The sequence below is a fragment of the Pseudomonas sp. NPDC096950 genome (genome assembly GCF_044762525.1).
GTDB lineage: Bacteria > Pseudomonadota > Gammaproteobacteria > Pseudomonadales > Pseudomonadaceae > Aquipseudomonas.
This window is the reverse complement of record NZ_JBIWEL010000004.1, coordinates 206846-230363: the sequence shown is the minus strand read 5'-3', so window position 1 is coordinate 230363 and position 23518 is coordinate 206846. Positions and strand designations below refer to the sequence as shown.

18 protein-coding genes and 1 pseudogene are annotated in these 23518 nt (G+C 60.9%); 16 read left to right on the top strand and 3 right to left on the bottom strand.

Annotated features, from left to right (window positions below; translation table 11 throughout):
• Positions 1–11: 11 nt before the first annotated feature.
• Entirely contained in the window at positions 12–2225 is a 2214-nt protein-coding gene (locus tag ACIQY3_RS09740; RefSeq protein ID WP_403018922.1) for a hypothetical protein, read from the bottom strand.
• A 41-nt stretch (positions 2226–2266) separates the two neighbouring features.
• Positions 2267–3505 carry a non-hydrolyzing UDP-N-acetylglucosamine 2-epimerase gene (wecB, locus tag ACIQY3_RS09735; protein ID WP_403019138.1) on the bottom strand — a complete coding sequence of 413 codons (1239 nt, stop codon included), beginning with the start codon at positions 3503–3505 and terminating at the stop codon, positions 2267–2269.
• A 713-nt stretch (positions 3506–4218) separates the two neighbouring features.
• On the opposite strand from wecB, the gene ACIQY3_RS09730 reads away from it, so the two are divergent.
• From ACIQY3_RS09730 to ACIQY3_RS09660, 15 genes are all read left to right on the top strand, one after another.
• Complete coding sequence (locus ACIQY3_RS09730) at positions 4219–5637, top strand: aminotransferase (RefSeq protein ID WP_403018921.1); 1419 nt, start codon at positions 4219–4221, stop codon at positions 5635–5637.
• A 53-nt stretch (positions 5638–5690) separates the two neighbouring features.
• The gene (locus tag ACIQY3_RS09725) at positions 5691–6536 is read left to right on the top strand and encodes a helix-turn-helix transcriptional regulator (protein ID WP_403018920.1); all 846 of its coding nucleotides are present in this window, start codon (positions 5691–5693) and stop codon (positions 6534–6536) included.
• Between the two features lie 132 nt (positions 6537–6668).
• Positions 6669–7766: a polyamine ABC transporter substrate-binding protein gene (locus tag ACIQY3_RS09720; RefSeq protein WP_403018918.1), complete on the top strand. Its 1098-nt coding sequence runs from the start codon at positions 6669–6671 to the stop codon at positions 7764–7766.
• 230 nt (positions 7767–7996) lie between these two features.
• Entirely contained in the window at positions 7997–8788 is a 792-nt protein-coding gene (locus ACIQY3_RS09715) for an enoyl-CoA hydratase/isomerase family protein (RefSeq protein WP_403018916.1), read from the top strand.
• Positions 8789–8811: 23 nt separating this feature from the next.
• Positions 8812–9972, top strand: coding sequence for an acyl-CoA dehydrogenase family protein (locus ACIQY3_RS09710; protein WP_403018914.1), 1161 nt, complete (start codon positions 8812–8814; stop codon positions 9970–9972).
• A gap of 18 nt (positions 9973–9990) precedes the next feature.
• A complete protein-coding gene (locus ACIQY3_RS09705) occupies positions 9991–12078 on the top strand; it encodes an acetate--CoA ligase family protein (protein WP_403018912.1) in 2088 nt (695 codons plus the stop codon).
• Between the two features lie 38 nt (positions 12079–12116).
• Positions 12117–12818 (top strand): NAD(P)H-dependent oxidoreductase, encoded by a 702-nt coding sequence (locus tag ACIQY3_RS09700; protein ID WP_403018910.1) that lies wholly within the window; start codon positions 12117–12119, stop codon positions 12816–12818.
• Positions 12819–12839: 21 nt separating this feature from the next.
• Positions 12840–13475, top strand: a complete 636-nt coding sequence (locus ACIQY3_RS09695) for a TetR family transcriptional regulator C-terminal domain-containing protein (RefSeq protein WP_403018908.1) — start codon at positions 12840–12842, stop codon at positions 13473–13475.
• Positions 13476–13585: 110 nt separating this feature from the next.
• The gene (locus ACIQY3_RS09690) at positions 13586–14293 is read left to right on the top strand and encodes a winged helix-turn-helix domain-containing protein (RefSeq protein ID WP_403019136.1); all 708 of its coding nucleotides are present in this window, start codon (positions 13586–13588) and stop codon (positions 14291–14293) included.
• Positions 14294–14491: 198 nt separating this feature from the next.
• Positions 14492–16126 (top strand): 5-guanidino-2-oxopentanoate decarboxylase, encoded by a 1635-nt coding sequence (locus ACIQY3_RS09685; RefSeq protein ID WP_403018906.1) that lies wholly within the window; start codon positions 14492–14494, stop codon positions 16124–16126.
• A gap of 177 nt (positions 16127–16303) precedes the next feature.
• On the top strand, positions 16304–18307 hold the full coding sequence (locus ACIQY3_RS09680) for an aminotransferase class I/II-fold pyridoxal phosphate-dependent enzyme (RefSeq protein ID WP_403018904.1): 2004 nt from the start codon (positions 16304–16306) through the stop codon (positions 18305–18307).
• Positions 18308–18334: 27 nt separating this feature from the next.
• Positions 18335–19117 (top strand): transporter substrate-binding domain-containing protein, encoded by a 783-nt coding sequence (locus ACIQY3_RS09675; protein ID WP_403018902.1) that lies wholly within the window; start codon positions 18335–18337, stop codon positions 19115–19117.
• 126 nt (positions 19118–19243) lie between these two features.
• Positions 19244–19957 (top strand): ABC transporter permease, encoded by a 714-nt coding sequence (locus ACIQY3_RS09670; RefSeq protein ID WP_403018900.1) that lies wholly within the window; start codon positions 19244–19246, stop codon positions 19955–19957.
• 5 nt (positions 19958–19962) lie between these two features.
• The gene (locus ACIQY3_RS09665; protein ID WP_403019135.1) at positions 19963–20661 is read left to right on the top strand and encodes an ABC transporter permease; all 699 of its coding nucleotides are present in this window, start codon (positions 19963–19965) and stop codon (positions 20659–20661) included.
• On the top strand, positions 20661–21668 hold the full coding sequence (locus ACIQY3_RS09660) for a DMT family transporter (protein ID WP_403018898.1): 1008 nt from the start codon (positions 20661–20663) through the stop codon (positions 21666–21668). The genes ACIQY3_RS09665 and ACIQY3_RS09660 overlap by 1 nt, the downstream gene beginning before the upstream one ends.
• On the opposite strand, the pseudogene ACIQY3_RS09655 reads toward ACIQY3_RS09660, so the two are convergent.
• Positions 21624–22052: pseudogene (locus ACIQY3_RS09655) on the bottom strand (TetR family transcriptional regulator C-terminal domain-containing protein); the annotation flags it as partial. The gene ACIQY3_RS09660 and the pseudogene ACIQY3_RS09655 sit on opposite strands and share 45 nt — an antisense overlap.
• Before the next feature lie 228 nt (positions 22053–22280).
• On the opposite strand from ACIQY3_RS09655, the gene ACIQY3_RS09650 reads away from it, so the two are divergent.
• Positions 22281–23297, top strand: coding sequence for a succinylglutamate desuccinylase/aspartoacylase family protein (locus tag ACIQY3_RS09650; protein ID WP_403018896.1), 1017 nt, complete (start codon positions 22281–22283; stop codon positions 23295–23297).
• Positions 23298–23518: the final 221 nt, after the last annotated feature.

Sequence of the window (23518 nt, the reverse complement as noted above, 5' to 3'; positions counted from 1 at the left end):
GAAGGGTTCCGTTACTGGCGATTGCGACGGGCGTTACGGCCGGCCAGCAACAGGATGAGAACCAACAGAATGCCGCCCGGGATCAGCCACAACAGCGACGGCGTGCGCCAGGCGTCGAGGCCCTTGGGTTCTTCGTTGTCGATCAACTGGCTGCCGCTTGGGTCCTGGGTGTTGAAAGTGGTCAGCGTACCGTCGTCACCGAGGATGGCCACGTCGCCACGGCTCAGCAGAATCGGTTTGGCGAAACGTGGCGCGTCGGCGCCCAGGGTGCGATAGACCAAACCATGTTGGCCGCCGGCATCCACGGCTTGCAGCGAAGCCAGGTGGTTGAGGGGATGCACGTCGAGCAAGACCTGGTCCTTGTGGTTGATGCGCAGGCGACCCTGTTCATCGACCTGCACCGATTCCTTGCTGTCCTTGACCGGCAACTCGAAGGCGAGGAAAGCTTTGTCCGGGGTGACCGAGGCTTTCGGGTCGTTGCTGACTTTCAGTTGTGCGCGCAGCGGCGAGACGCCGGCGGCGTCCGCGACCGAAATCACTTGCCCGAGGCTGCTCGCCGGGTGCTCGAGATAGGCCTGCGGCACGATGATTTGCGTGTCCATGGCAAAGCGCGCGGCCATGCCGGAGAAGTCGTCATCCAGCGCGGTTTTTTCCAGCACGATGTGGCTGGTCGGCAACACCGAGACCGGGAACGCTTGGGGCGTTTCCAGGCAGCGATCGCTAACCGGTTGGCGCTGGAACGACACGCGCAACACGTTGGTCGCGCCCACGGCATAACGCGGGATACGCGCTTCGATGCGTTGCTTCTCGCCGTTGGCCACAAGTTGTTGGGCGCCAATCAGATAGTCATTGAGAAACAGCGAAGCCACCGGTGCGGTGTCTGAGGCGCCAGGTGCGGCGGACACATCGATCACCGCTTTCACCGGCAGGCGACCGTCGTAGGCCACGCTGCCCAGCGGGAACGAAGTGCTCCAGTCGGATTTCGCCAGCACGTCGATGGCGCCAGGGTTACCGCCCAGGCGCGACAAGGCCACACGGCCGTCGGCGCTCAATGGCAACTGCGCTTCGCTGACCGTCAGGTCGCGGCTGCGAGCCAGTTTGTTCCAGGCCGAGCTGAACAAGGCCAGGGCCTTGCCAGTTGCTTGCGGCGCGATCATCAAGACCGGACGCGCGCCCAGCAGACTCAGGCGCACATTGTCGGTAACGCTAACGGCCAGGCCGGCATTGATGTGCCGTTCGCGCCATTGCGTGAAAGCGCTGGCAGCCGTGGCGTCGAGGCCTTGAATCTGGCTCTGCAAGGCATCCAGGGATTCGTTAACCGTCTTGAGCAGTTGCGGGTCGTTGATCGCCAGGTCGGCCTGGACGTTCGGGGTCTGGCCCAGCATCAGCAGCGCGCCAATTTGTGCCGGGTCCGTCAACACCTGCGAGCCTTTGCCGTTGAGGCTGGCGAATGCCGGAATGGCCAGCAACTCAGCCGGGATGCGCAGGTTGCTGAGATCAACACTGTCTTGCAGCGCCGGGAACGGCAGGATGCGGCTGTGCTTGCCGATGCGTTCCAGTGCTACACCGAGGCGCCACGCCGCGTTGTAACTTTCAGCGGACAAGGTGCCCGGCGCGACCATGATCCCGGGTTTGCCAGGCAATGCGGTCCAGGCTGCACCGACGTTCTGCAACTGGCTGGCGTCGTAGCTGTAGGAGAGGCGAGTGTCCGGTTCGATACGCAAGACGTTGCCGATGGCGCGCTGGTCTTCGCACAACACGCGGGACACCACCGACGACCAGGCAATGCCCAGGCGCACCGAGCCGCTGTCCCGTGCCTGCTTGTCCACGCCCAAGGTGGCGCTGGCGTCGCCCTGAGGTTCGCTGAGCCCTTCGGCGCGCACCGGGTAACCGTCCAGCGACAGCAGCAAGGTGTTGCGACCGCCTTCGCCATTGAGGTAACTGGCGTTGAAATTCAGCGTGGCATCGGTCAGCGGCACACCGGCCGGCACCGGCAGATACAGTTCGCGTCGGGCATCGGTGGAGCCGAGAATGATCGGTGCGTCGATCCCCAGATCGCTCAAGCGGATCTCACGCTCCTGCCGGGTATCGGCATTGAGTCGATTGATCGCCTGGGTGAGCGGGTTGTCCGCGGCCAAGGCAAAGGTCGGCATGAGCGCGAGCAGGCTCACGCCACAGGCAAGGGCGCTGAACGCACCCGTATGGATGGCAACGGAAGGCTTCATTCAGGTAGATCTCGAGCTGATAAGGGGAGATACGGTTCGGTTTATTGAGAGGTGAAAGCCGGGTGTCTTTTCTCGGGGGCAGGCACCGTCGACGGGTGATGCAGGAACTTCGGCAACGGCAGCCGCGCCACGAGGAACTCATCCACCGGACGCCCCATGAGCGCATCGACGATGCGTGCACTGGCCTGGCCATCGCCATAAGGGTTGGCCGCCTGGGAGCAGCGGCGCCACAGCAGGTCGTCATCGAACAGCGCGTTGACGCCGGCGATGATCGAGTCCGGCGCGGTGCCGACCAGGCGCACAGTGCCCGCCGCGACCGCTTCCGGGCGTTCGGTGACATCGCGCATCACCAGCACCGGTTTGCCCAGGGATGGCGCTTCTTCCTGCACGCCACCGGAGTCGGTGAGGATCACGTGAGCCCGTTGCATCAGGCGCACGAACGCCAGGTAGTCCAGCGGCTTGATCAAGTGCACGTTGGGCAGGTCGCCCAGATGCTCGGTGACCGGGCCCATGACATTCGGGTTCAAGTGCACCGGGTAGACGATCTGGATGTCCGTGCGCCGGGCCAGGTGGCTCAGGGCCTTGCAGATATCGAGGAAGCCTTCGCCGAAGTTTTCACGACGATGCCCGGTCACCAGCAGGACCTTGCGGCCAGGCTGCAGGAACGAGAATTGTTGGTCCAGGCTGGCCCGCAGGTCAGCGTCTTGCTCGATTCGCCGGGCGGTCATTTGCAACGCGTCGATCACCGTGTTGCCGGTGATGAAGGCGCGGCCTTGCAGGCGTTCGTCGAGCAGGTTCTGCCGCGATTCAAGGGTCGGCGCGAACAGCATGTCGGCACCGAGGTCGATGCAGCGCCGGTTCATTTCTTCCGGCCACGGGCTGTAGATATCACCGGTTCGCAGCCCGGCTTCCACATGGCCAACCGGGATGCGCCGATGGAACGCGGCCATCGCGGCGACCATGGCCGAGGTGGTGTCGCCATGCACCAGCACACGGTCCGGGCAGGTCTGTTCCAGCACCGGGTCAATTGCTGCATAGAGCGCCGCCGTCAGCGAGTTGAGCGTCTGGTGCGGCGTCATCACATCAAGGGTGTAATCGGCCTGGAGGTCAAACAGATCCAACACCTGCTTCAGCATGCTTTGATGTTGGCCAGTGATGCAGATCTGCGAATGAATGCCAGGTTCTGCAGCGAGGGCTTTGACCAAAGGCGCCATCTTGATGGCTTCTGGGCGGGTACCGAAGATCGAAAGGATTTTAATCCTTGGATGATGACGAGCGATGAGAGGCCTTCCTCGCGCAGTTTTAGTGCGCAGCACAAGAGCAGACCCAAGTTGTTTTTTAACTTGAGCGAGCTGGCGTTATTGGATTTTAGTTAATGCCGGGAGGGCATCAGCGTGATGGCTGATGTTCACTTCATGTGAGAGGGGTGTATCGCCTGGAGCCCGGAAGCGGCCGGATTATTAGCATTGAAGATTGGAATGTTAAAGCGTTATATGCGATTTTTAATTAAATAAATAAGATTGAAACTTTCATGTTTTAGGTCGGTCTTTTCTTGTTTTCTGTAATTCTTGAAAAGTCTTTTATTGTTGTAAATACGCCTTCAATGCTTTGTTTTTAAAAAGGTATTTATATTTTGTAGCCGTTCGTCAGTGCGTGTGAATTATTTGTTTAGTTTGATAGTCGCGATTTCTGAAGTTAGGTGCTTGGTTTTACTTGGGATGGTTTTTCAGTCACTTAAATGGCGCCTGAATGTTGTCACCATACTACAAAGAGCGGTGCTCAGTAGTAAGTTTTTTGCGATTGATCTCCCGGGCGTATGTTCAGTGTAGGAGAGTTTAGTTGTAAAAGTTGAACTTTCTAAAAGTGCATGATTTTGCCTCTGGCAGAATCCCCATCCTCTGCGATGTAAATAGCACCTACCCATTTGGAGTATGGCGCCGCCAGGCAATCGGCTGAATGATCGGCATCACAACTATTCGAGAGGGACGCGTTCATGCCGATTTCAAAACCTGCCGTTTTGACCCCTGCCGAGCAGGCCAAGCTGACCCGTGCTGACAAGGCGCATTACATGCACGGCTACCACGTGTTCGATGACCACGCGGAGCAGGGCGCGCTGAACATTGTTGCCGGCGAAGGCGCCTACATCTACGACGCCGACGGCAACCGCTTCCTCGATGCGGTGGGCGGCATGTGGTGCACTAACATTGGCCTCGGTCGCGAAGAAATGGCCGACGCCATCGCCGACCAGGTCCGTCAACTGGCCTATTCCAATCCCTTCTCCGATATGGCCAATACCGTCGCCATTCGCTTGTGCGAGAAACTTGCGAGCCTGGCGCCAGGGGATCTGGATCACGTGTTCCTGACCACCGGCGGTTCGACGGCGGTGGACACCAGCTACCGGTTGATTCAGTACTATCAGAACTGCCGGGGCAAGCCTGAGAAAAAGCACGTGATCGCCCGGCATGGCGCTTATCACGGCTCGACGTGCCTGACGATGTCGATCGGCAACAAAGCCGCAGACCGGGTCCCCGAGTTCGACTATGCCCACGATAAAATCCATCACGTTTCCAGCCCCAACCCTTACCGGGCGCCGGAAGGCATGGACGAAGCGCAACTGCTGGAATTCCTGGTCGGCGAGTTCGAGGACAAGATCCTGAGCATCGGCGCGGACAAGGTGGCCGCGTTCTATGCCGAGCCGATCATGGGCTCCGGCGGCGTGATCATTCCGCCGGAAGGGTATTTGCGGCGGATGTGGGAGGTCTGCCAGAAGTACGACATTCTGTTTGTCGCGGATGAAGTGGTCACGTCCTTCGGGCGCTTGGGCAAGTTCTTTTCATCCCTCGATGTGTTCGGTGTGCAACCCGACATCATCACCACCGCCAAAGGCCTGACTTCTGCTTATCTGCCGCTGGGTGCCTGCATCTTTTCCCAACGCATCTGGGACGTGATCAGCGAGCCGGGCCAGGGCCGCTGTTTCACCCACGGCTTTACCTACAGCGGCCATCCGGTGTGCTGCACGGCCGCCCTGAAGAACATCGAAATCATCGAGCGGGAAAACCTGCTGGCCCATGTAGATGATGTGGGCGCGTACTTTGAGCAGCGCCTGAAGACCCTGGAAGGCTTGCCGCTGGTGGGGGATGTGCGCTGCAAGAAATTGATGGCCTGCGTTGAATTCGTTGAAGACAAGCGCACGAAAAAGCTGTTTCCGGAGGCGTTGAACATCGGCGAGAAAATCCATCTGCGCGCCCAGTACAAAGGCTTGCTGGTGCGGCCGATCGTGCACCTCAACGTGATGTCGCCGCCGTTGACGATCAGCCATGCGCAGGTCGATGAGATCGTCGAGACGCTGCGCGAATGCATCCTCGAAGTCGCCGTGGAGCTGCAATGCAGCGGTGATTACGCCGGGCAATGAGCCGGCGTTTCGCACCTTTGCGCGGGGAGGGGGCAATCGCTAGACTGGCCGGCATGAACTCATCGGCCCCCTCTCATTCGATCACCCTGGCACTGCATGCGCTGCACCAATGGCATGTGGAACTTGAGCGCGCGTTCCAGCATGGCGCCGAGCCCGATGCACTGCGGCATCTGGTGGTGGCGCTGACGGCGCTGGCGCCGGTCGAGTCGGTGATGATCAGCCTGGAGCGCAAGGACTGCCCGCCCAGGTTGCTCTATCAGCACGGCATTCCCGAGCAGCACCTGGACGCGATCCTCAATCGTTACTTCTCCGTGGGCTATTTGCTCGATCCATTCTGCCTCGCGGTGGACAGTGGTTTGGCCCAAGGCTTTTATTCGCTGGCCGAAATCGCCCCGGACGACTTTTTCGACAGCGAGTACTACAAAACCTACTACCTGAATCTGGGCTGCACCGAAGACAGCTATTACATCGTCAACCTGGACGACCACAGCAAGATTTCCGTTAGTCTGTTCCAGGGCATGGGCGCCAGCAGCCTGAGCGCCGATCAGTTGGACGTGCTGCGGGCCGTCGAGCCGATGGTGCGGCTGTTCATCCGCCAGTGCGGCTACATTGACCAACAGCGCGATTCAATGGCGTCCGCCGCGCCGGTGGCGTCAACGGCGGTCAACCAGCGCATCCAGGTGGCGATGCAGCAATTCGGCTGTGACGTGCTGACCGAGCGCGAGCGCGAGAGTGCGCACATGGTCTTGCGCGGGCACTCGATCAAATCCGCCGCTCGGGAAATGGGCATCTCCCCCGAGACCGTGCGCATGCACCGCAAAAACCTGTACTTGAAGCTGGGCATCAACTCGCAGTCGGAGTTGTTCGCGCAGTTTATCGAGTGGTTGCAGAAAGCCTAGAGCGGCATCGCCAACACATCCTGTCGACACAACGTGCACCTACCCATTTGGAGTATGGTGCCGATTCCTCAATGGCTAAATAGTAAAGGCGCACGTTTCCTTCAGAAGAAAAACACCAAAAGGTGAATAGAAATGCGAACTGCGCTAGCCATCCTTTTCAGTCTGTTGCTTTTCCCTGTGTGCTCGGTGACTCATGCGGCGGAGGCGGATGACACGCTGCGCATCTACAACTGGTCGGACTATATCGGTGAGCACACCCTGGCGAATTTCCAGAAGGCCACCGGCATTAAAGTCATCTACGACACCTTTGATGGTTACGAAACGGTCCAGGCCAAACTGCTGACTGGCCACTCCGGTTATGACCTGGTCATGCTTAACGCGTCGCTGGTTCCCCCGTTGATCAAGGCGAACGTGTTCCAGCCGCTGGACAAGAAGCAGTTGCCGAGCTGGAGCAACCTGAACCCGGAGATTGTGCAAAAGTTGCAGGCTTACGATCCGGGTCTTATCTATTCGGCGCCTTACACCTGGGGCAGTAACGGGGTGACGTACAACGTCGACATGATCAAGGAGCGGATGCCGGATGCGCCGATCGGTTCATTGGCGATGCTGTTCGATCCGAAAGTCGTTTCGCGCTTCGCCGATTGCGGCGTGACGATGCTCGACGCTCCCACTGAAGTCCTTCCATTGGTCCTGCAATACCTTGGACGCGACCCGCAAAGTGCCTCTGCCGAAGACCTTAAAGCCGCGCAGGACGTGCTGTTGGCGGTCCGCCCGTACATCAAGAAGTTTGACTCGGTGAGTTACCTCAACAGTTTGCCCAACGGCGACATTTGCCTGGCCATGACCTGGTCCGGTGACGCCGCCACCGCCCAGGCGCGGGCGAAAGAGGCGGGGCTCAAGACCAACTTGTCCTATTTCGTGCCCAAGGAAGGTTCGCTGATCTGGTTCGATGACCTGTACATCCCGAAAGATTCGACCCATGCCGCGAATGCGCACAAGTTCATCGAGTTCCTGTTGCAGCCGCAGAACATGGCCGACGTCACTAACCTGATTCACTACGCCAACAGCAACGCGGCGGCGACCGCGTTAGTCGATGCGGATGTGCTGGCCACGGCGGCGATCTACCCGGATGACGCGACGCGCCAACGCCTGTTTACGCAAAAGACCCACGACGCCCAAGGCATGCGGGCCATGACCCGGGTGTGGAACAACGTGAAAACCGGCAAGTAATTCCGGCTCGCTCGACCGGCGAATGCGGGAGGGAGTTGTTCGAAGATGTAACAACTTCCACCTGTCGCCATCCCTGTTTCTAGAAAAACCAGAAATTAATCAATGAATTAAGTCCTGTAACAGGTGTTACAGGGCCTTTTGGCACGGGATTGCCGCCTTACTGAACACTTGTTTAGTATCGGCAGCAATTCAACTCCCGCAACTCAAAAACAATAAGACGAGGGCCTTTCATGACTTCTCATTCGACACTGCTGAGCCGGGTAGAAAACGGCATCGCCTGCGTCACGCTCAATCGCCCCGAACAGCGCAACGCGTTGGACATTCCGACCCTCAAGGCCTTGATCAACCTGCTCGACGAGCACGATGCCAATCCCGATGTCCGGGTGCTGGTGTTGACGGGTTCCGGCAAAGGCTTCTGCGCGGGTGCCGATGTGGCCGAATGGGCCGATGCGGAAAGCCGCGGCATCCTGGAAACCTACGGCTGGACCGAAACCGCCCACACCTTGATGAACCGCCTGCATGGTTTCAGCAAACCGACGATCGCCGCCATCAACGGCATTGCCGTCGGCGCCGGGATGGATTTGACCCTGACCTGCGATTTTCGCCTGGCCGCCCAATCCGCGCGGTTCAAGGCCGGCTACACCAGCCTGGCCTACTCGCCGGATGCGGGCGCGAGTTGGCACTTGCCACGCCTGATCGGCGCCGAACAGGCCAAGCGTCTGCTGTTCCTCGACGAAATCTGGAGTGCCGATCGCGCCTTGGCCACCGGATTGGTGAGCGAGATCTGCGCCGATGAGCAGTTGCTGGACAGCGCCGCCGAGCTGGCAACGCGCCTGGCCAACGGCCCGACCTTCGCCTTCATGCAGACCAAAGTGCTGATCCGCGATGGCGCCCAACGCAGCCTCGCCGAACAGCTTGAAGCCGAACAGGCAGCTGGTTTGCTCTGCGGTCGCAGCCACGACGGCGCCGAAGCCCTCAAGGCCGCCGTGGAAAAACGCACCCCTCACTTTATCGGCCGCTAATCCAACAGCAGGGACGTACAGCCATGAATTTCCAACTGACTCAAGAGCAGGACATGCTGGTGGAAGCGGTGCGGCGTTTTGTCGAGAAAGAGCTGCTGCCCCACGAAGAAACCGTCGACCGCGCCGATGCGGTGCCGCCGGAATTGGCCGCGCAGATTCGCGCCAAGGCGATCGCCGCAGGTTTCTATGCCTTCAACATGCCGGAAGAGGTCGGCGGTGGCGGCCTCGATTACCTGTCCCAGGCGCTGGTCGAGCGCGAATTGTCCAAAGTGTCGTGGGCGCTGCATGTGTTCGTTGCGCGCCCGTCGAAAATCCTCATGGCCTGCACTGGCGCGCAGGTCGAGGATTATCTGTTGCCCTGCGTGCGTGGCGAGAAGGTCGACTGTTTTGCCCTGACCGAACCGGGCGCCGGCTCCGATGCCAACGCGATCAAGACCCGCGCGGTGCGCGATGGCGATAACTTCGTGATCAACGGCAGCAAGCATTTCATCAGCCACGCCGGGCATGCCGACTTTGCGATTGTGTTCGCGGTCACCGACACCTATGAGCACAACGGTCGCCAGCGCAACGCCGTGACGTCGTTCCTGGTGGATCGCGACACGCCGGGGATGACCATCCGCCGTGGCCCGAAATGCGTGAGCAATCGCGGTTATCACACCAGCGAAATCTTCTTCGACGACTGCCGCGTACCGGCCTCCAAAGTGTTGGGCGAAGTCGGCAAGGGTTGGGAGGTTGCCAACGCCTGGTTGACCGCTGGCCGGGTGATGGTGGCGGCCAACTGTGTCGGTCAGGCCCAGCGTGCGCTGGACGTGGCGCTGCAATGGGCGGCGGACCGCAAGCAGTTCGGCCACGCCATCGGCACTTACCAGGGCATCTCGTTCAAGTTGGCGGACATGGCCACTGAAATCCGCGCCGCCGAACTGCTGGCGCTGTACGCCGCCTGGAAAATGGACCAGGGCACCATGACCGACGGCGAGGCCGGCATGGCCAAGCTGTTCGCCAGCGAAGTACTGGGCCGCGCGGCCGATGAGGCGGTGCAGATTTTCGGCGGCATGGGCCTGATGGACGAGGGACCGGTGGAGCGCATTTGGCGCAACGCGCGGATCGAGCGGATCTGGGAAGGCACGTCGGAGATCCAGCGCCACATCATTTCCCGCGAACTGCTGCGGCCGCTGCTGCGCTGATCGGTCGAGGAGAATCCCATGTCAATCAGAGACAATCTCAAGCGCATGCTGGCGCCGCAGCATTTGGCATTTGTCGGTGGGCGCAGCATGGCGCGGGCGTTCAAACGCTGCGCTGACGGTGGCTTTCAGGGGCAGATGTGGCTGGTCAATCCGCAGCACGAAAGCCTTGAGGGCATTCCTTGCGTGGCGTCGGTTGCCGACTTGCCTTGCGGGCCGGATGCGGTGTTTATCGCTACCAACCGCGAACTGACGTTGAGCTGCGTCGCCGAACTGGCGCTCAAGGGCGCGGGCGGGGCGATCTGCTATGCCTCCGGTTTCGCGGAAACCGGCGAGGAAGGCCAGGCGATGCAGGTGCAACTGTTGCAAGCCGCCGGCGACATGGCGCTGCTTGGGCCGAATTGCTACGGCTTGCTCGACTACCTGCACAGCGCCGCGTTGTGGCCGGTGGCCCATGGCGGCAAAGCGGTAGAGAAGGGCGTCGCGGTGCTGACCCAGAGCGGCAATTTTGCCTACAACCTGAGCATGAGTGATCGTTCGCTGCCGTTGGCCTACATGGCCTCGGTGGGCAATCAGGCGCAACTGGGTGTTGCGGAATTGATGGACGTGCTGCTCGACGAACCGCGTGTGACGGCCATCGGTCTGCACCTCGAAGGGCTGAAGAACGTCCCCGGTTTTGCCCGCGCCGCGCACAAGGCGCTGGAGAAAGGCATTCCGGTAATCGCCCTGAAAACCGGCGTGTCGCAGATCGGCGCGGAGCTGGCGTTGAGTCACACCAGTTCCCTGGCCGGTTCCGATGCGCTGTATGACAGCCTGTTCGAGCGTCTCGGGGTGATCCGGGTCAGCGGGCCGGTGAGTTTTGTCGAAACCCTCAAGGCTGCGGCGTGTGGTCGTCTGCCGGCCGGTCCGAGCCTCGCGGCGCTGGCGTGTTCCGGTGGCGACGCAGGATTTATCGCCGACTACGCCGAACGCAACGGCCTGACCCTGCCCACATTTGACGACAGCCAGCGCGCGGATCTGGCGCAGGTGTTACCGAGCTACGCCAACCTGGTCAACCCACTGGATTTCACCACGGCAATCTGGGGCGATCGCGATGCGCTGGAAAACATGCTCGACAGCGTTTTGCGCACGCCTGCTGATGCGGCATTGCTGGTGCTGGATTACCCGGCCGAATCCACCGGTGAGCGCAAGGAATGCGACTTGCTGCTGGAGTTGTTTTGCGAACGGCTGGAGCAGCATGGCAAGACCGGTGTGGTGACGTCGGCGTTCCCCGAATTGCTCCCGGCCAGTGCCCGTGATCGGCTGCATGCCCGTGGCGTTGCCGCGCTGCAAGGGATTGAGGATGGTTTGGCGGCGTGGGGGCGGATCGCCCAATACCAGACGCGCCGCCGGGTGTTGCTGGCCAAAGGTGAATCGGTGCTGGCGCCGATCTGTCCCGCTGCGTTGGTTTCTGAAGGACAGCTATTGGATGAGTGGCAATCCAAACAGGCATTGCGTCCGTTTGGCCTGCCCTTGCCGGAAGCGCGGTTGTGCCGTCCCGAACAGGCCCTGGAGCAGGCCGAGCACCTTGGCTATCCGTTGGTGCTCAAAGTGGTCAGCGCCGACCTGCCGCACAAAACCGAGGCCGGTGGAGTTGCTCTCAACCTGAAAGACCCGGCGGCTTTGCAATCAGCGCTGGAAAGCATGCGCGGCAATCTTGCGAAGCATGCACCGGGGCTGGTGTTCGATCAGGTGCTGCTTGAACGCATGGCGTCGCCGCCCTTGGCTGAGCTGATCGTCGGGATCAAACGCGAAACCGGCTTCGGCCTGGCGCTGGTGATCGGAGCGGGTGGGATTCTGGTCGAGCTGCTCAAGGACAGTCGCAGCCTGTTGCTGCCGACCACCGACCAGGCCATCCACGATGCGCTTCTGAGCCTGCGCTGTGCGCCGTTGCTCACTGGGTTTCGCGGTGGGCCAGCGATGGATATGCCGGCGTTGGTCCGGGCGATTCGTGCCGTGGCGGATTACGCCGGCGAGAACGCCGAGCGCTTGCTGGAACTGGATGTGAACCCTTTGCTGGTCAATGCCCAAGGCGCGGTGGCGGTGGATGCACTGATCCGCCTGGCCTGAACACTGACTGCATCATCGATTGCCATAAGGCTGCTCAAATGAACGTTTTGATTCTTCACGCCCACCCCGAACCGCAATCCTTTACCAACGCTTTGCGCGATCAGGCGGTGCAAACGCTGCAAGCCCAAGGGCACGCGGTCCAGGTGTCGGACCTCTACGCCATGAACTGGAACCCGGTCGCCAGCGCCGAGGATTTTTCCGACCGGGACAACCCCGAGTATCTGGTCTACGCCCTCGAACAACGCTTGGGCGTGAAGACCAAAAGCCTGGCCCAGGACATCCAGCAGGAACTGGACAAGTTGCTGTGGGCCGACCTGCTGATCCTCAACTTTCCGATCTACTGGTTTTCCATGCCGGCGATTCTCAAGGGCTGGATCGACCGAGTGCTGGTGTCCGGCGTGTGCTACGGCGGCAAGCGTTTCTACGATCAGGGTGGGCTGGCGGGCAAGAAAGCGCTGGTCACCGTGACCCTTGGCGGGCGTGAGCACATGTTCGGCGAAGACGCGATTCACGGTCCGCTGGAGGACATGCTGCGCCCACTGCTGCGCGGCACGCTGGCGTATGTCGGCCTCGACGTGTTGCCGCCGTTTGTGGCGTGGCATGTGCCTTACATCAGTGCTGAAGCTCGCGGACAGTTTCTGCTCGATTACCAGCAGCGCCTGGAGAATCTGCATCAGGATTCGCCGCTGGTCTTCCCGCGCCTGGCGCAATTTGACGAGGCGCTGTATCCGATCCGTTGATGTCGAGAGGGCAGGAGCACTATGGCCGAGGAAGCGCGTTTTTTGCGAATGGATCCCAGGTTGCGCAAGGCCAATCTGGTGGCCGCCACGCTGACGTGCCTGAAAAAGTATGGATTTGTCGGCACCTCGATCCGCAAGATTTGCGCGGAGGCCGGGGTGTCGGTGGGGTTGATCAGTCATCACTACGCCGGCAAGGATGAACTGGTCGCCGATGCTTATCTGCACATCACCGGGCAGGTGATGCGGCTGTTGCGCGAGTCCGTGGCTGCTTCGGGCAACGGTGCGCGACGGCATCTGTCGGCGTTTTTCGAAGCGTCGTTTTCCTCGCGCATGCTCGATCCCGAACTGCTTGAAGCCTGGCTGGCGTTCTGGGGCGCGGTGAAAACCGCCGATGCGATCAACCGCGCCCACGATCATTCCTATGGCGAGTACCGGACCATCATGGGCGAAGCCTTGACCCTGCTGGCCCAGGAGGAGGGCTGGGAGGGTTTCGACAGTGGCCTGGCGTCCATCGGCTTGAGCGCGTTACTGGATGGGTTGTGGCTGGAATGCGGGCTCAATCCCAGCACTTTTACCCCGACTCAGGGCGTGTTGATTTGTGAGGCGTGGGTCGATGGTCTGCAAATGGGCGGGTTTCGGCGGTTCGTCGCGCAATAATTCCGGCTTGTTGATCAACTGTTCAGCAGCGGCTACAGTGCAGGTCTTCGCGCTTCGTAAAATTCCAAAAATCGGCCGTTCGCGGCACGAACAGGAGCCAGGTCATGAAGGTGATGCCGTGCGTGCTGGTGGTGAGTGATGAGCCGCTGCTGCGGGAATCGTTGCAGGGTTTTTTGGCCGGGGAAGGGTATGAGGTCCACTGCGCCGACAGCGCCGATCAGGCCGATACGTGCCTTGAGCGTTTCTCGGTGGGGCTGGTGTTGCTGGACGCGCATTTGCGACGCGGCAACGCTCTGAACCTGACTCGCCAATGGCGCGAGCGTTCGGAGGTCGGGATTATCTTGGTGGGTGGCGATGACGCCGAACGTCTCGCTGGCCTGGAATGCGGCGCCGATGATTACCTGACCCTGGCTTTGCCTTCACCCGAATTACTCACCCGCGCCCGCAACCTGCTGCGGCGTGTGCAGCACGCTCAATTGCTCGTGCAACCCGACGCGCATCTCAAGCGTTTTGCCGACTGGACTCTGGACACTGATCGCCGCCGCCTCAAGGGTTGTGACGGTCGCGAAACCCTGCTCAGCCATGGCGAGTTCCAGTTGCTCAATGTGTTCATGCGCAACAGCGGTCACACTTTGAGCCGCGACCAGTTGATGGACCAGTTGCGCAACCGCGAATGGCTGCCCAACGATCGCTCGATTGATGTGCTGGTGGGGCGCCTGCGCCGCAAGCTGCATGACGACCCGGCCGAACCGGAATTGATCATCACCATTCACGGTGCAGGCTATCTGTTTACTGCCGGTGCATCGTTGGCAGCCTGAGCATTCAGGTATGTTCGAAGATGTAACAACTGGCCGTTGGCGATTCATGTCTTCTATATAAATTCCTTTAAAAACAAATAATTAATTTATGTTTGTGATGTGAGTTCGCAAGACAGTAAAAGCTTGCCTCTCTGTTGAACGAGTGTTTAGTATCGACACCATCCTCCATCACTTCAGAACAATAAATCGAGGGCTTGCATGAGCTTCCAATCGACCCCGCAACCTGTTTCTTTGAGCCTCACCGGCGGCCAGGCATTGGTGCGTCTGCTGGCCAATTACGGCGTCGACACCGTGTTCGGCATTCCCGGCGTGCATACGTTGGAGCTGTATCGCGGACTGCCTGGCAGTGGCATTCGGCATGTATTGACCCGCCATGAGCAGGGCGCCGGTTTTATGGCCGATGGTTATGCCCGGGTCAGCGGCAAGCCCGGCGTGTGCTTCATCATTACCGGCCCCGGCGTCACCAACGCAGCGACCGCCATCGGCCAGGCCTACGCCGACTCGATTCCGATGCTGGTGATCTCCAGCGTCAACCACACTTCAAGCCTCGGCAAAGGCTGGGGCAGCCTGCATGAAACCCAGGATCAACGGGCAATCACAGCGCCCATCACCGCGTTTTCGGCAGTGGCTCTTAGCACTGACGATTTGCCTGAGCTGATCGCCCGCGCCTTTGCCGTGTTCGACAGCGAGCGGCCACGCCCCGTGCATATTTCGGTGCCACTGGATGTGCTGGCCGGGGCGATCAGCCGCGACTGGAGCGCAGAGGTGGTGCGGCGTCCCGGGCGCGGTCTGCCGGAGGCTGGCGCGCTGGATGACGCGGCTCGGCGTCTGCAACAGGCCAAGCGTCCGATGATCATCGCGGGTGGCGGTGCATTGGCGGCGGGGGCCGAGTTGCAGACCTTGAGCGAACATCTCGCCGCGCCGCTGTTCACCAGTGTGGCCGGCAAAGGTCTGCTGGCGCCGGATGCGCCGCTGAATGCCGGCTCCAGCCTGTGCGTGCAACCCGGTTGGGACCTGATCGCGCAAGCGGACGTGGTGCTGGCCGTCGGCACCGAAATGGCTGACACCGATTATTGGCGCGAGCGCCTGCCGCTGAGCGGTGACGTGCTCCGGGTCGATATCGATCCACGCAAGTTCAACGATTTCTATCCTTGCGCCGTCGCTTTGCATGGCGATGCCCGGCAAACCCTCGGGGCTTTACTGGCACGCCTGCCTGACGCGGCGCGGGATTCTCGTGAATCGGTAACGGCGGTGGCCGCATTGAAAGCGGCGATCCGCAGCGGCCACGCTGAATTGCAGTCGATCCACCAACAGATTCTGGACCGCATCGCCGCCGCGATGCCCGCCGACACTGTCATCAGCACCGACATGACCCAACTGGCCTACACCGGCAATTACGCGTTCGCCAGCCAGGGTGTCCGCAGTTGGTTGCATCCCACCGGCTACGGCACCCTTGGGTATGGCTTGCCGGCGGGCATCGGTGCGAAGTTCGGCGCGCCGCAACGACCCGGCTTGGTACTGGTGGGCGACGGCGGATTTCTCTACACCGCGCAGGAACTGGCCACTGCCGTCGAGGAACTGGACAGTCCGCTCGTGGTGCTGCTCTGGAACAACGACGCCCTGGGGCAGATTCGCGACGACATGCTCAGCCTGGACATCGAACCGGTGGGCGTATTGCCGCGCAATCCGGATTTCCCACTGTTGGCCAAAGCCTTCGGCTGCACGGTGCACGAGCCGCAAAGCCTCAACGAACTGGAACGCGATCTGCGCCACGGTTTTGCCCACGCCGGCGTAACCCTGATCGAGCTCAAGCACGCCTGCGCGTGTCGATAAAACCAGGAAAAATCCTACTGAAATAACGGCTCGACTGTCGTGAAAACGACCTGTTTACGCTGAACACGAACCACCATGAGTTTTCTATTGAACGACTGTTCAGCGTCGGCTATGTTGGCTCCACCACCCCCGGTTGGTTGCGGGCTTGCGTTTCTTCCATTCGAACGAGGCACTGGCATGCGGTTTTCACCCTTTGTTGAGCGGATTTCAGGCGATGGCGTCGCCGCCTGGGATATTCACAATGCAGCGTTCGAAGCCCGGCGCCGTGGCGAAGATGTGATTATTCTCAGTGTCGGAGACCCGGATTTCCCCACTCCGGATTTCATCACCGACGCCGCAATCCACGCTTTGCGTGAAGGCGACACCCACTACACCGAAATCGCCGGCCGCCAGGCCTTGCGCGAAGCCATCGCCACCCGCTACAGCGGCTTGTTCGACCGCGAAGTGAACGCCTCCAACGTCATCATCGTCGCCGGGGCACAGAACGCTTTGTTCGCCGCCTCGATGTGCTTGCTCAATGTCGGCGATGAAGTGATTGCCCTGGACCCGATGTACGTCACCTACGAGGCGACCCTCAAGGCCTCCGGCGCAACATTGGTCCGCGTGCCTTGCTCGGCGGACGCGGGCTTTCGCCTCGACGCCGCCGTCCTCGCCAAAGCCATCACCCCGAAGACCCGGGCGATTTTCTTCTCCAACCCCAACAACCCAACCGGCGTGGTGCTCAGCCGCGAAGAGCTGCAAGGCATTGCCGACCTGGTTATCGCCCATGATTTGTGGGTGGTGGTGGACGAGGTCTATGAAAGCCTGACCTTCGAGCGCGAACACCTGAGCCTGGCGTCGTTGCCGGGCATGGCCGAGCGTTGCGTGGTGATCGGCAGCCTGTCGAAATCCCACGCGATGACTGGCTGGCGCACCGGTTGGATCATCGCCGATGAAGCAATGGTCGCCCATGCGGAAAACCTGGTGCTGAGCATGCTCTACGGCTTGCCGGGGTTTGTCATGGAGGCCGCGCTTAAAGCCGTGGAGTCCCATGAAGCAGTCACCCACGGCATGCGCGAAATCTATCGCCATCGCCGGGATCTGGTCGTCGCGGGCCTGTCGGATTGCCCAGGGATTTCCGTGCTCAACCCCGATGCTGGCATGTTTGTGCTGGTGGATGTGCGTGATACCGGGCTGACCTCGCTGGAATTCGCCTGGCGCCTGTTGCGCGAAGCGCATGTGTCGGTGCTGGACGCCGCCGCATTCGGTGAGCCGGCACAAGGCTTCGTGCGTATCTCGTTCACGCTGGGCGAAGAACGACTGGCCCAGGCCTGCCAGCGCATTCGCGACTTTGTCCTGGTGCTCAAAGGCGAAGCGCCCCGGCCCGTGATTGCCCGTGTCACCCGCGCAGCAACAGCTGAGCCGGTTGCGGCCCGGACCATGATCGAAGTCGACAGCCTGCACAAACGTTTCGGTAATATCGAGGTGCTCAAGGGCGTCTCGCTGACCGCCCGTGAAGGCGACGTGATCTCCCTGATCGGCGCCAGCGGCTCGGGCAAAAGTACCTTGCTGCGCTGCATCAACATGCTCGAAGTGCCGGACCAGGGACGCATCCTGGTGGACGGCGAAAGCATTCACCTGAACTTCGATCGCCCCGGCGCACCGCTGGTGTCGGACGCCAAGCAACTGGTACGGATTCGTTCGAGCCTGGGCATGGTGTTCCAGAACTTCAACCTCTGGCCCCATCGCACGGTGCTGGAAAACCTCATCGAAGCGCCGACCCAGGTCCTGCGCGAAAGCCGTGCCGAAGCCACTGAACGGGCCGAAGCCTTGCTGGAACGCGTGGGGCTGGCGGCCAAGCGCAACGAGTACCCGGCGTTTCTCTCCGGGGGACAGCAGCAACGGGTGGCCATCGCCCGTGCCCTGGCCATGCGGCCCAAAGTCATGCTGTTCGATGAACCCACCTCGGCACTCGACCCGGAACTGGTCGGTGAAGTGCTGCGGGTGATCCGCTCCCTCGCGGAAGAAGGCCGGACCATGATCCTGGTGACCCATGAGATGGCTTTCGCCCGCGATGTGTCGTCCAAAGTCGCCTATTTGCATCAAGGGCTGATCGAAGAAACCGGTTCGCCGGATGAAGTGTTCGTACACCCACGCAGCGAACGTTGCCGGCAGTTCGTCAACGCTCATCAGACTCGCTAACGCATCATAAAAAGACGGGGAAAAATCATGGGAAATCGACGTTTGGCAAACTGGTTGACCGGCGTGGCCTGCGTCATGCTCGCTGGCATGAGCGCGGCGCAAGCCCAACCGATCAGGTTCGCGGTCGCGGCAGAACCCTATCCGCCGTACACCGAGAAACAGGCCAATGGTGAGTGGAAAGGCTTTGAAGTCGACCTGATTCACAAGCTGTGCAGCGAAATGAAAGCCGAGTGCGAGATCAAGGAAGTGGCGTGGGACGGGATCATTCCGTCGTTGCTGGCGAAGAAGATCGACGTGATTTTCTCCTCCATGTCCGTGACCGAAGAGCGTGAAAAACAGATCGCGTTCAGCAAGGCCTACTACGACTCGGTGATTGCGATTGTCGGGCCGAAGGACGCTTCGGTGAAGAAGTATCCGGATGACCTCAAGGGCAAGACCATCGGCGTGCAGAACTCGACGGTGAGCGCGAGTTTCCTGAAGACCTACTACGAAAAAATTGCCGACGTTAAGTACTACGACACCCAGGACTCGGCCAACGCCGACCTGATTGCCGGGCGCATCGACCTGATGATGGCGGACGGCACGGCCATGGCGGCCTTCGTCAAGACCCCCGATGCCAAGGACCTGGCGTACCTCGGCCCGGTGCCTTATGACCCGATCTTCGGCAAAGGTGTGGGCGCCGGTCTGCGCAAGGATGACACCGAGCTCAAGGTCAAACTCGACAAGGCCATCACCTCCTTGCTGGCCAGCAAGGACTACGACGACCTCTCCGAGCATTACTTCGGCACCAGCGTGAAACCTGCGTTCTGACCTGAACACAACCCGTGTGGGAGCGGGCTTGCTCGCGAAGGCGGTTCATCATTCAGCAAGGATGTTGACTGGCCCACCGCCTTCGCGAGCAAGCCCGCTCCCACAGGTGACTGACTGGAGAATGAAATGCCAGCAATGTTCGAGTTGATCAATTTCAGCGAAACAGGGTGGGGCGGGGCGCTGCTCAAAGGGTTGTGGATGACCCTGCAGATCTCGGCCGGGGCCTTTGTGCTCGGGCTGGCCATCGGGCTGGTCGTGGCCTGCCTCAAGCTCAACGCACCGAAACCGATTGCGACGCTGATGCGCGGCTACACCACGTTGTTCCGCGCGGTGCCGGAGTTGTTGCTGATCCTGTTGCTGTACTACGTCGGTTCCATGCTGCTCAACTCGCTGATGGTCCAACTGGGTTACGGCGTGGTGAATGTCAGCGGACCGCTGGCGGCCATCGTGGTGCTGGGTCTGGTGCAGGGCGCGTACGCCTCGGAAATCTTCCGGGCGGCGATCCAGGCGATTCCGTTTGGCCAGATCGAAGCGGCGCGGGCCTTCGGCCTGAGCGGGTTCGGCCTGTTCCGGCGCGTCACGTTGCCGATCATGGCGCCGTTCGCGATGGCGGGGATGGCGAATCTGTGGATCAACCTGATCAAGGACAGTGCCTTGATCAGCGTGGTCGGCACCAACGAGCTGTTGTACACCGCCAAGCAAGGCGCGGGTTCCACGCGTCATTATCTGTTGTTCTACCTCACGGCCGCGGCGATGTATTACGCGGTGACGTTGGTGTCCAACTACCTGTCGGGACGGCTTGAGCGACGCATTCGTCGCTGGATGCCTTTGGCTGAGTGATTGAAATGATTCCAGCGTGGATAGTTGAATACGCAGCGCTGTTGGGCCGAGGGTTGCAAACGACCGTTACCCTGCTGTTGCTGTCCAGTGTGTTCGGTTTCTTGTTGGCCATCCTGGTGGCACTGGCGCGGATCTCCAAATACAAGGTGATCGCCAAGGCCAGCCTGTTCTATACCAGCGTGTTTCGCGGCACGCCGTTGCTGATCCAGATCTACATTTTCTACTACGGGCTCGGCAGCCTGTTTGCGCAGTTTCCGTTGATTCGCGGCAGCTTCCTTTGGCCTTACCTGCGTGACGGCTACTGGTACATCGTGTTTGCTCTGGTGGTGTCGATGGGCGCCTACGTCGGAGAAGTGATTCGCGGCGGTCTGCTGGCGGTGCCCAGAGGTGAAATGGAAGCGGCTTCGGCCTTCGGCATGACCTCGCGCCAGTCCTTGTTGCGGGTGCGCTTGCCCCGGGCGATGCGCTTGCTGTTGCCGACCCTGGCCGGGGAAACGGTGATGTTGCTCAAGTCCACGGCACTGGCCTCGACCATTGCGGTGATTGACCTGCTGGGCGCCGCCAACGTGGTGCGGGCGCAGACCCTGCAAGTCTATGAGCCGTTGCTACTGGTAGCCGGCGTGTACGTCTGCCTGACTTTCCTGATCGAGGCGCTGTTCGGCTTCGTCGAGCGGCGCGGGACGCCCGTGCGCAGGTCGGTTTGATGAGTTCGCCAACGATCGTCGACCGTTCGTTGCAGGGCATTGGCCTGTGCACCTTGGGTTATGCGTTCCTGGCGTTGCAGGACGCGGTCATCAAGTGGCTGGTGGCCGACTATTCGGTGGTCACCATCCTGTTCTGGCGCAGCTTGGTGGTGGTCGTGGCCTGTTTGATCGCGGGGCGGATGAGGCTGGTTCAGCGCGCCTGGCGTTCACCGAGCCGGCGCTTGCTGGTGGTGCGCGGTTTGTTGTCGATCGTGGCGTGGCTGCTGTACTACACGGCGGCCCGGGACCTGACCCTCGCCGAGATGACCACCCTGTATTTTTCAGCGCCGATCATGGTCACCGTGCTGGCGGCGATGATCCTCAAGGAACGCGCCAGCGGCTGGCAGTGGTTCAGCCTGATCATCGGCTTCGTCGGAGTGATTATCGCCTGCCGCCCGAGCCACATCGCCGATCCGTTGCCGATCATCCTCACGCTGCTGGCGGCGATGTGCTGGGCGTTCACCTACATCCAGTTGCGCCAGGTCGACGATCAGACCTCGGTGCTGGAGCAGATGCTGATCACCAACGTGGTGTTTGTGATTTGCATGACGGTGGCACTGCCCTGGACCCACACCCCGGCGCCCACCCCGGCCTGGCTGGGCATGCTGGCGGCCGGGCTGGTGGGCGGTATCGGGCAGTTCCTGCTGTTCGCCAGTTTTCAGCGCGCGACCGCGACCTTGCTGGCGCCGTTCGAGTACACCGGGCTGATCTGGGCGTTCGCGCTGTCGAACCTGATCTGGGGCACGTTGATGGACGTGTCACTGATGATCGGTGCCGGGCTGATCGCGGTCAGCGGCACCCTGGCCATGATCTTCGGGCGCCACGCTTCCCAGGACGTCGTCGGTGCTGAATGCTCCGTGACGCAACCCCTTTATCCAGCAACGACAGATGTGGAGGCCGTTGGCGGGGCTGAAGGTTTCGGGGTTCAGGCACCACTCGATCCAGAGTCCGTCGAGCATCGCCGATAAGCCAATGGCCGCCAGGCGCGTGTCGTGGATGACAAAACCCTCGCTGGCCGCCAGATCGTCCAGCAGTTGGCGCAGCAGATCGAGGTAGGCGCGGTAGCTTTTTTCGTGGGTCTGGCTGACGTGTTCCGAATGCCGGATCAGGCTCCAGAACACCACCCAGACCCCGAGCAGTTGCGGGTCCATGACCCGTGGCGAAAACGAGCCGACGAGGAAGGTGTCCATTTTTTCGGCCGGTGTATTGGCCTGTTGGACTTCCACGAGCAGGGCGCTGGTCAGCTCACTGGCCAGGGTCTGGTAGGTGTCGGCGATCAGCGCATCAATGCTGCCGAAATGGTGATTGAGCAGGCCGACGGACACCCCGGCCTCGGTCGCGATGCGGCGCACGGAAATACCGGCATGGCCGTCGCGGGCCAGGCAACGCAGGGTGGCGGCAATCAGCAGTTCGCGGCGCGCGTCGGCTTCAACGCGACGGAATTTTGGAGCGTCGGTGGTCACAAGCGAATCCTTGGGTGCAGTGCCTGGTTGGCGAGCTTAGTTGAACGTGCGTTCAAGTTCCAGCGTCGGCGACGGCAATCCAGGGTTTTTTAACGATCAACACGGGAGAACAAGCGGATGGCGCAGGATATTTCGTTCAGTGTTCGCAACAACAATGGCGATCCGGCGCGGGTCGGCGCCTGGCGTTTTCAGGGCGATGGCAGCGGGCCGAAGGTGCACTTGCAGGCGGGGGTGCATGCCGATGAAATCGCCGGGATGCTGGTCCTGCACCTGTTGATGCAACGGCTAACAGTCGCCGAGGCCGAGGGCCGGCTCAAGAGCCAAGTGACGGTGGTGCCGCAAGCCAATCCCCTGGGCATCGGGCAGTTTCGCCAGGGGCGGATTCTCGGTCGTTTTCACGACGCCACTGGGCACAACTTCAACCGTTCGTTTGATCTGTCGGCGGCGCTGGAGCGACCTTCGACCAACGTCCAGGAGTGGCAAAAAAGCCTGGTACAACTGGCGTCCACGGCGGACGTGATGCTCGATCTGCACACCGATGACGAAGCCTTGCCATACCTCTACGTGCACCGCAGTTTCTGGCCCCGTGGTCGTGAACTGGCCGTGGCGATGAAGATGGACGTGGCGATTATCTGGGATGACGGCGGCGACGGTTCTTTCGAAGAAACGATCATTGCGCCCTGGCTTCGCGATGGCGTCACCGAGCGGAAAATGGCGGCAACCCTGGAATTGCGCGGGCAGGGCGATGTCAGCGATCACTTCGCCGAACAGGATGCGCAAGGCCTGTACGCGTGGCTGTGCGCTATCGGCGCGATCGATGAGGTCGTGATAACCGGTGACTGGCCCGTCGAGACCATGCAGATGAGCCACATGGAAACCCACCTCGCGCCGCAACCTGGCGTGCTGATTTTCGAAAAGGAACTGGGGGATTTTGTCGAGGCAGGGCAGCGCTTTGCGCGCATTCTCCAGCGCCCCGGCGATCCCGCTTCCGAGGTGGTGTTGTACGCCGAGCAGGCCGGGCGAATGGTCACGCGCTATCGGGATCGGCTGGTGTCGCAAGGCATGGTCGTGGCCAAGTTCACCGGCAGCCGGGAATCACGGCATTGGAGCGGCGGGTTACTGGATCCAAATTGAGGCCGGAGCCTGACTGCATCCAAGCGCCGCTCGAAGGCTTTACGGCGGCGCTTTGCGTCGGATGACGACGCGGGAATGAAGGAAATATCTGAAAGATATTTTTCACTTTTGTAACTTTTTGTTTGCTTCACCGCCAAAATCCATGGTTATTATCCGGCGGCGCACCAGGCCAAAAGCCTGGCGCCAAAGGATTGCCATGCGTCCACAGACCCGGCAATCGC

Coding starts and splice junctions, on each gene's coding strand:
- ACIQY3_RS09740 (WP_403018922.1), bottom strand. CDS start 2,225: ATGAAGCCTTCCGTTGCCATCCATACGGGTGCGTTCAGCGCCCTTGCC.
- ACIQY3_RS09730 (WP_403018921.1), top strand. CDS start 4,219: ATGCCGATTTCAAAACCTGCCGTTTTGACCCCTGCCGAGCAGGCCAAG.
- ACIQY3_RS09725 (WP_403018920.1), top strand. CDS start 5,691: ATGAACTCATCGGCCCCCTCTCATTCGATCACCCTGGCACTGCATGCG.
- ACIQY3_RS09720 (WP_403018918.1), top strand. CDS start 6,669: ATGCGAACTGCGCTAGCCATCCTTTTCAGTCTGTTGCTTTTCCCTGTG.
- ACIQY3_RS09715 (WP_403018916.1), top strand. CDS start 7,997: ATGACTTCTCATTCGACACTGCTGAGCCGGGTAGAAAACGGCATCGCC.
- ACIQY3_RS09710 (WP_403018914.1), top strand. CDS start 8,812: ATGAATTTCCAACTGACTCAAGAGCAGGACATGCTGGTGGAAGCGGTG.
- ACIQY3_RS09705 (WP_403018912.1), top strand. CDS start 9,991: ATGTCAATCAGAGACAATCTCAAGCGCATGCTGGCGCCGCAGCATTTG.
- ACIQY3_RS09700 (WP_403018910.1), top strand. CDS start 12,117: ATGAACGTTTTGATTCTTCACGCCCACCCCGAACCGCAATCCTTTACC.
- ACIQY3_RS09695 (WP_403018908.1), top strand. CDS start 12,840: ATGGCCGAGGAAGCGCGTTTTTTGCGAATGGATCCCAGGTTGCGCAAG.
- ACIQY3_RS09685 (WP_403018906.1), top strand. CDS start 14,492: ATGAGCTTCCAATCGACCCCGCAACCTGTTTCTTTGAGCCTCACCGGC.
- ACIQY3_RS09680 (WP_403018904.1), top strand. CDS start 16,304: ATGCGGTTTTCACCCTTTGTTGAGCGGATTTCAGGCGATGGCGTCGCC.
- ACIQY3_RS09675 (WP_403018902.1), top strand. CDS start 18,335: ATGGGAAATCGACGTTTGGCAAACTGGTTGACCGGCGTGGCCTGCGTC.
- ACIQY3_RS09670 (WP_403018900.1), top strand. CDS start 19,244: ATGCCAGCAATGTTCGAGTTGATCAATTTCAGCGAAACAGGGTGGGGC.
- ACIQY3_RS09665 (WP_403019135.1), top strand. CDS start 19,963: ATGATTCCAGCGTGGATAGTTGAATACGCAGCGCTGTTGGGCCGAGGG.
- ACIQY3_RS09660 (WP_403018898.1), top strand. CDS start 20,661: ATGAGTTCGCCAACGATCGTCGACCGTTCGTTGCAGGGCATTGGCCTG.
- ACIQY3_RS09650 (WP_403018896.1), top strand. CDS start 22,281: ATGGCGCAGGATATTTCGTTCAGTGTTCGCAACAACAATGGCGATCCG.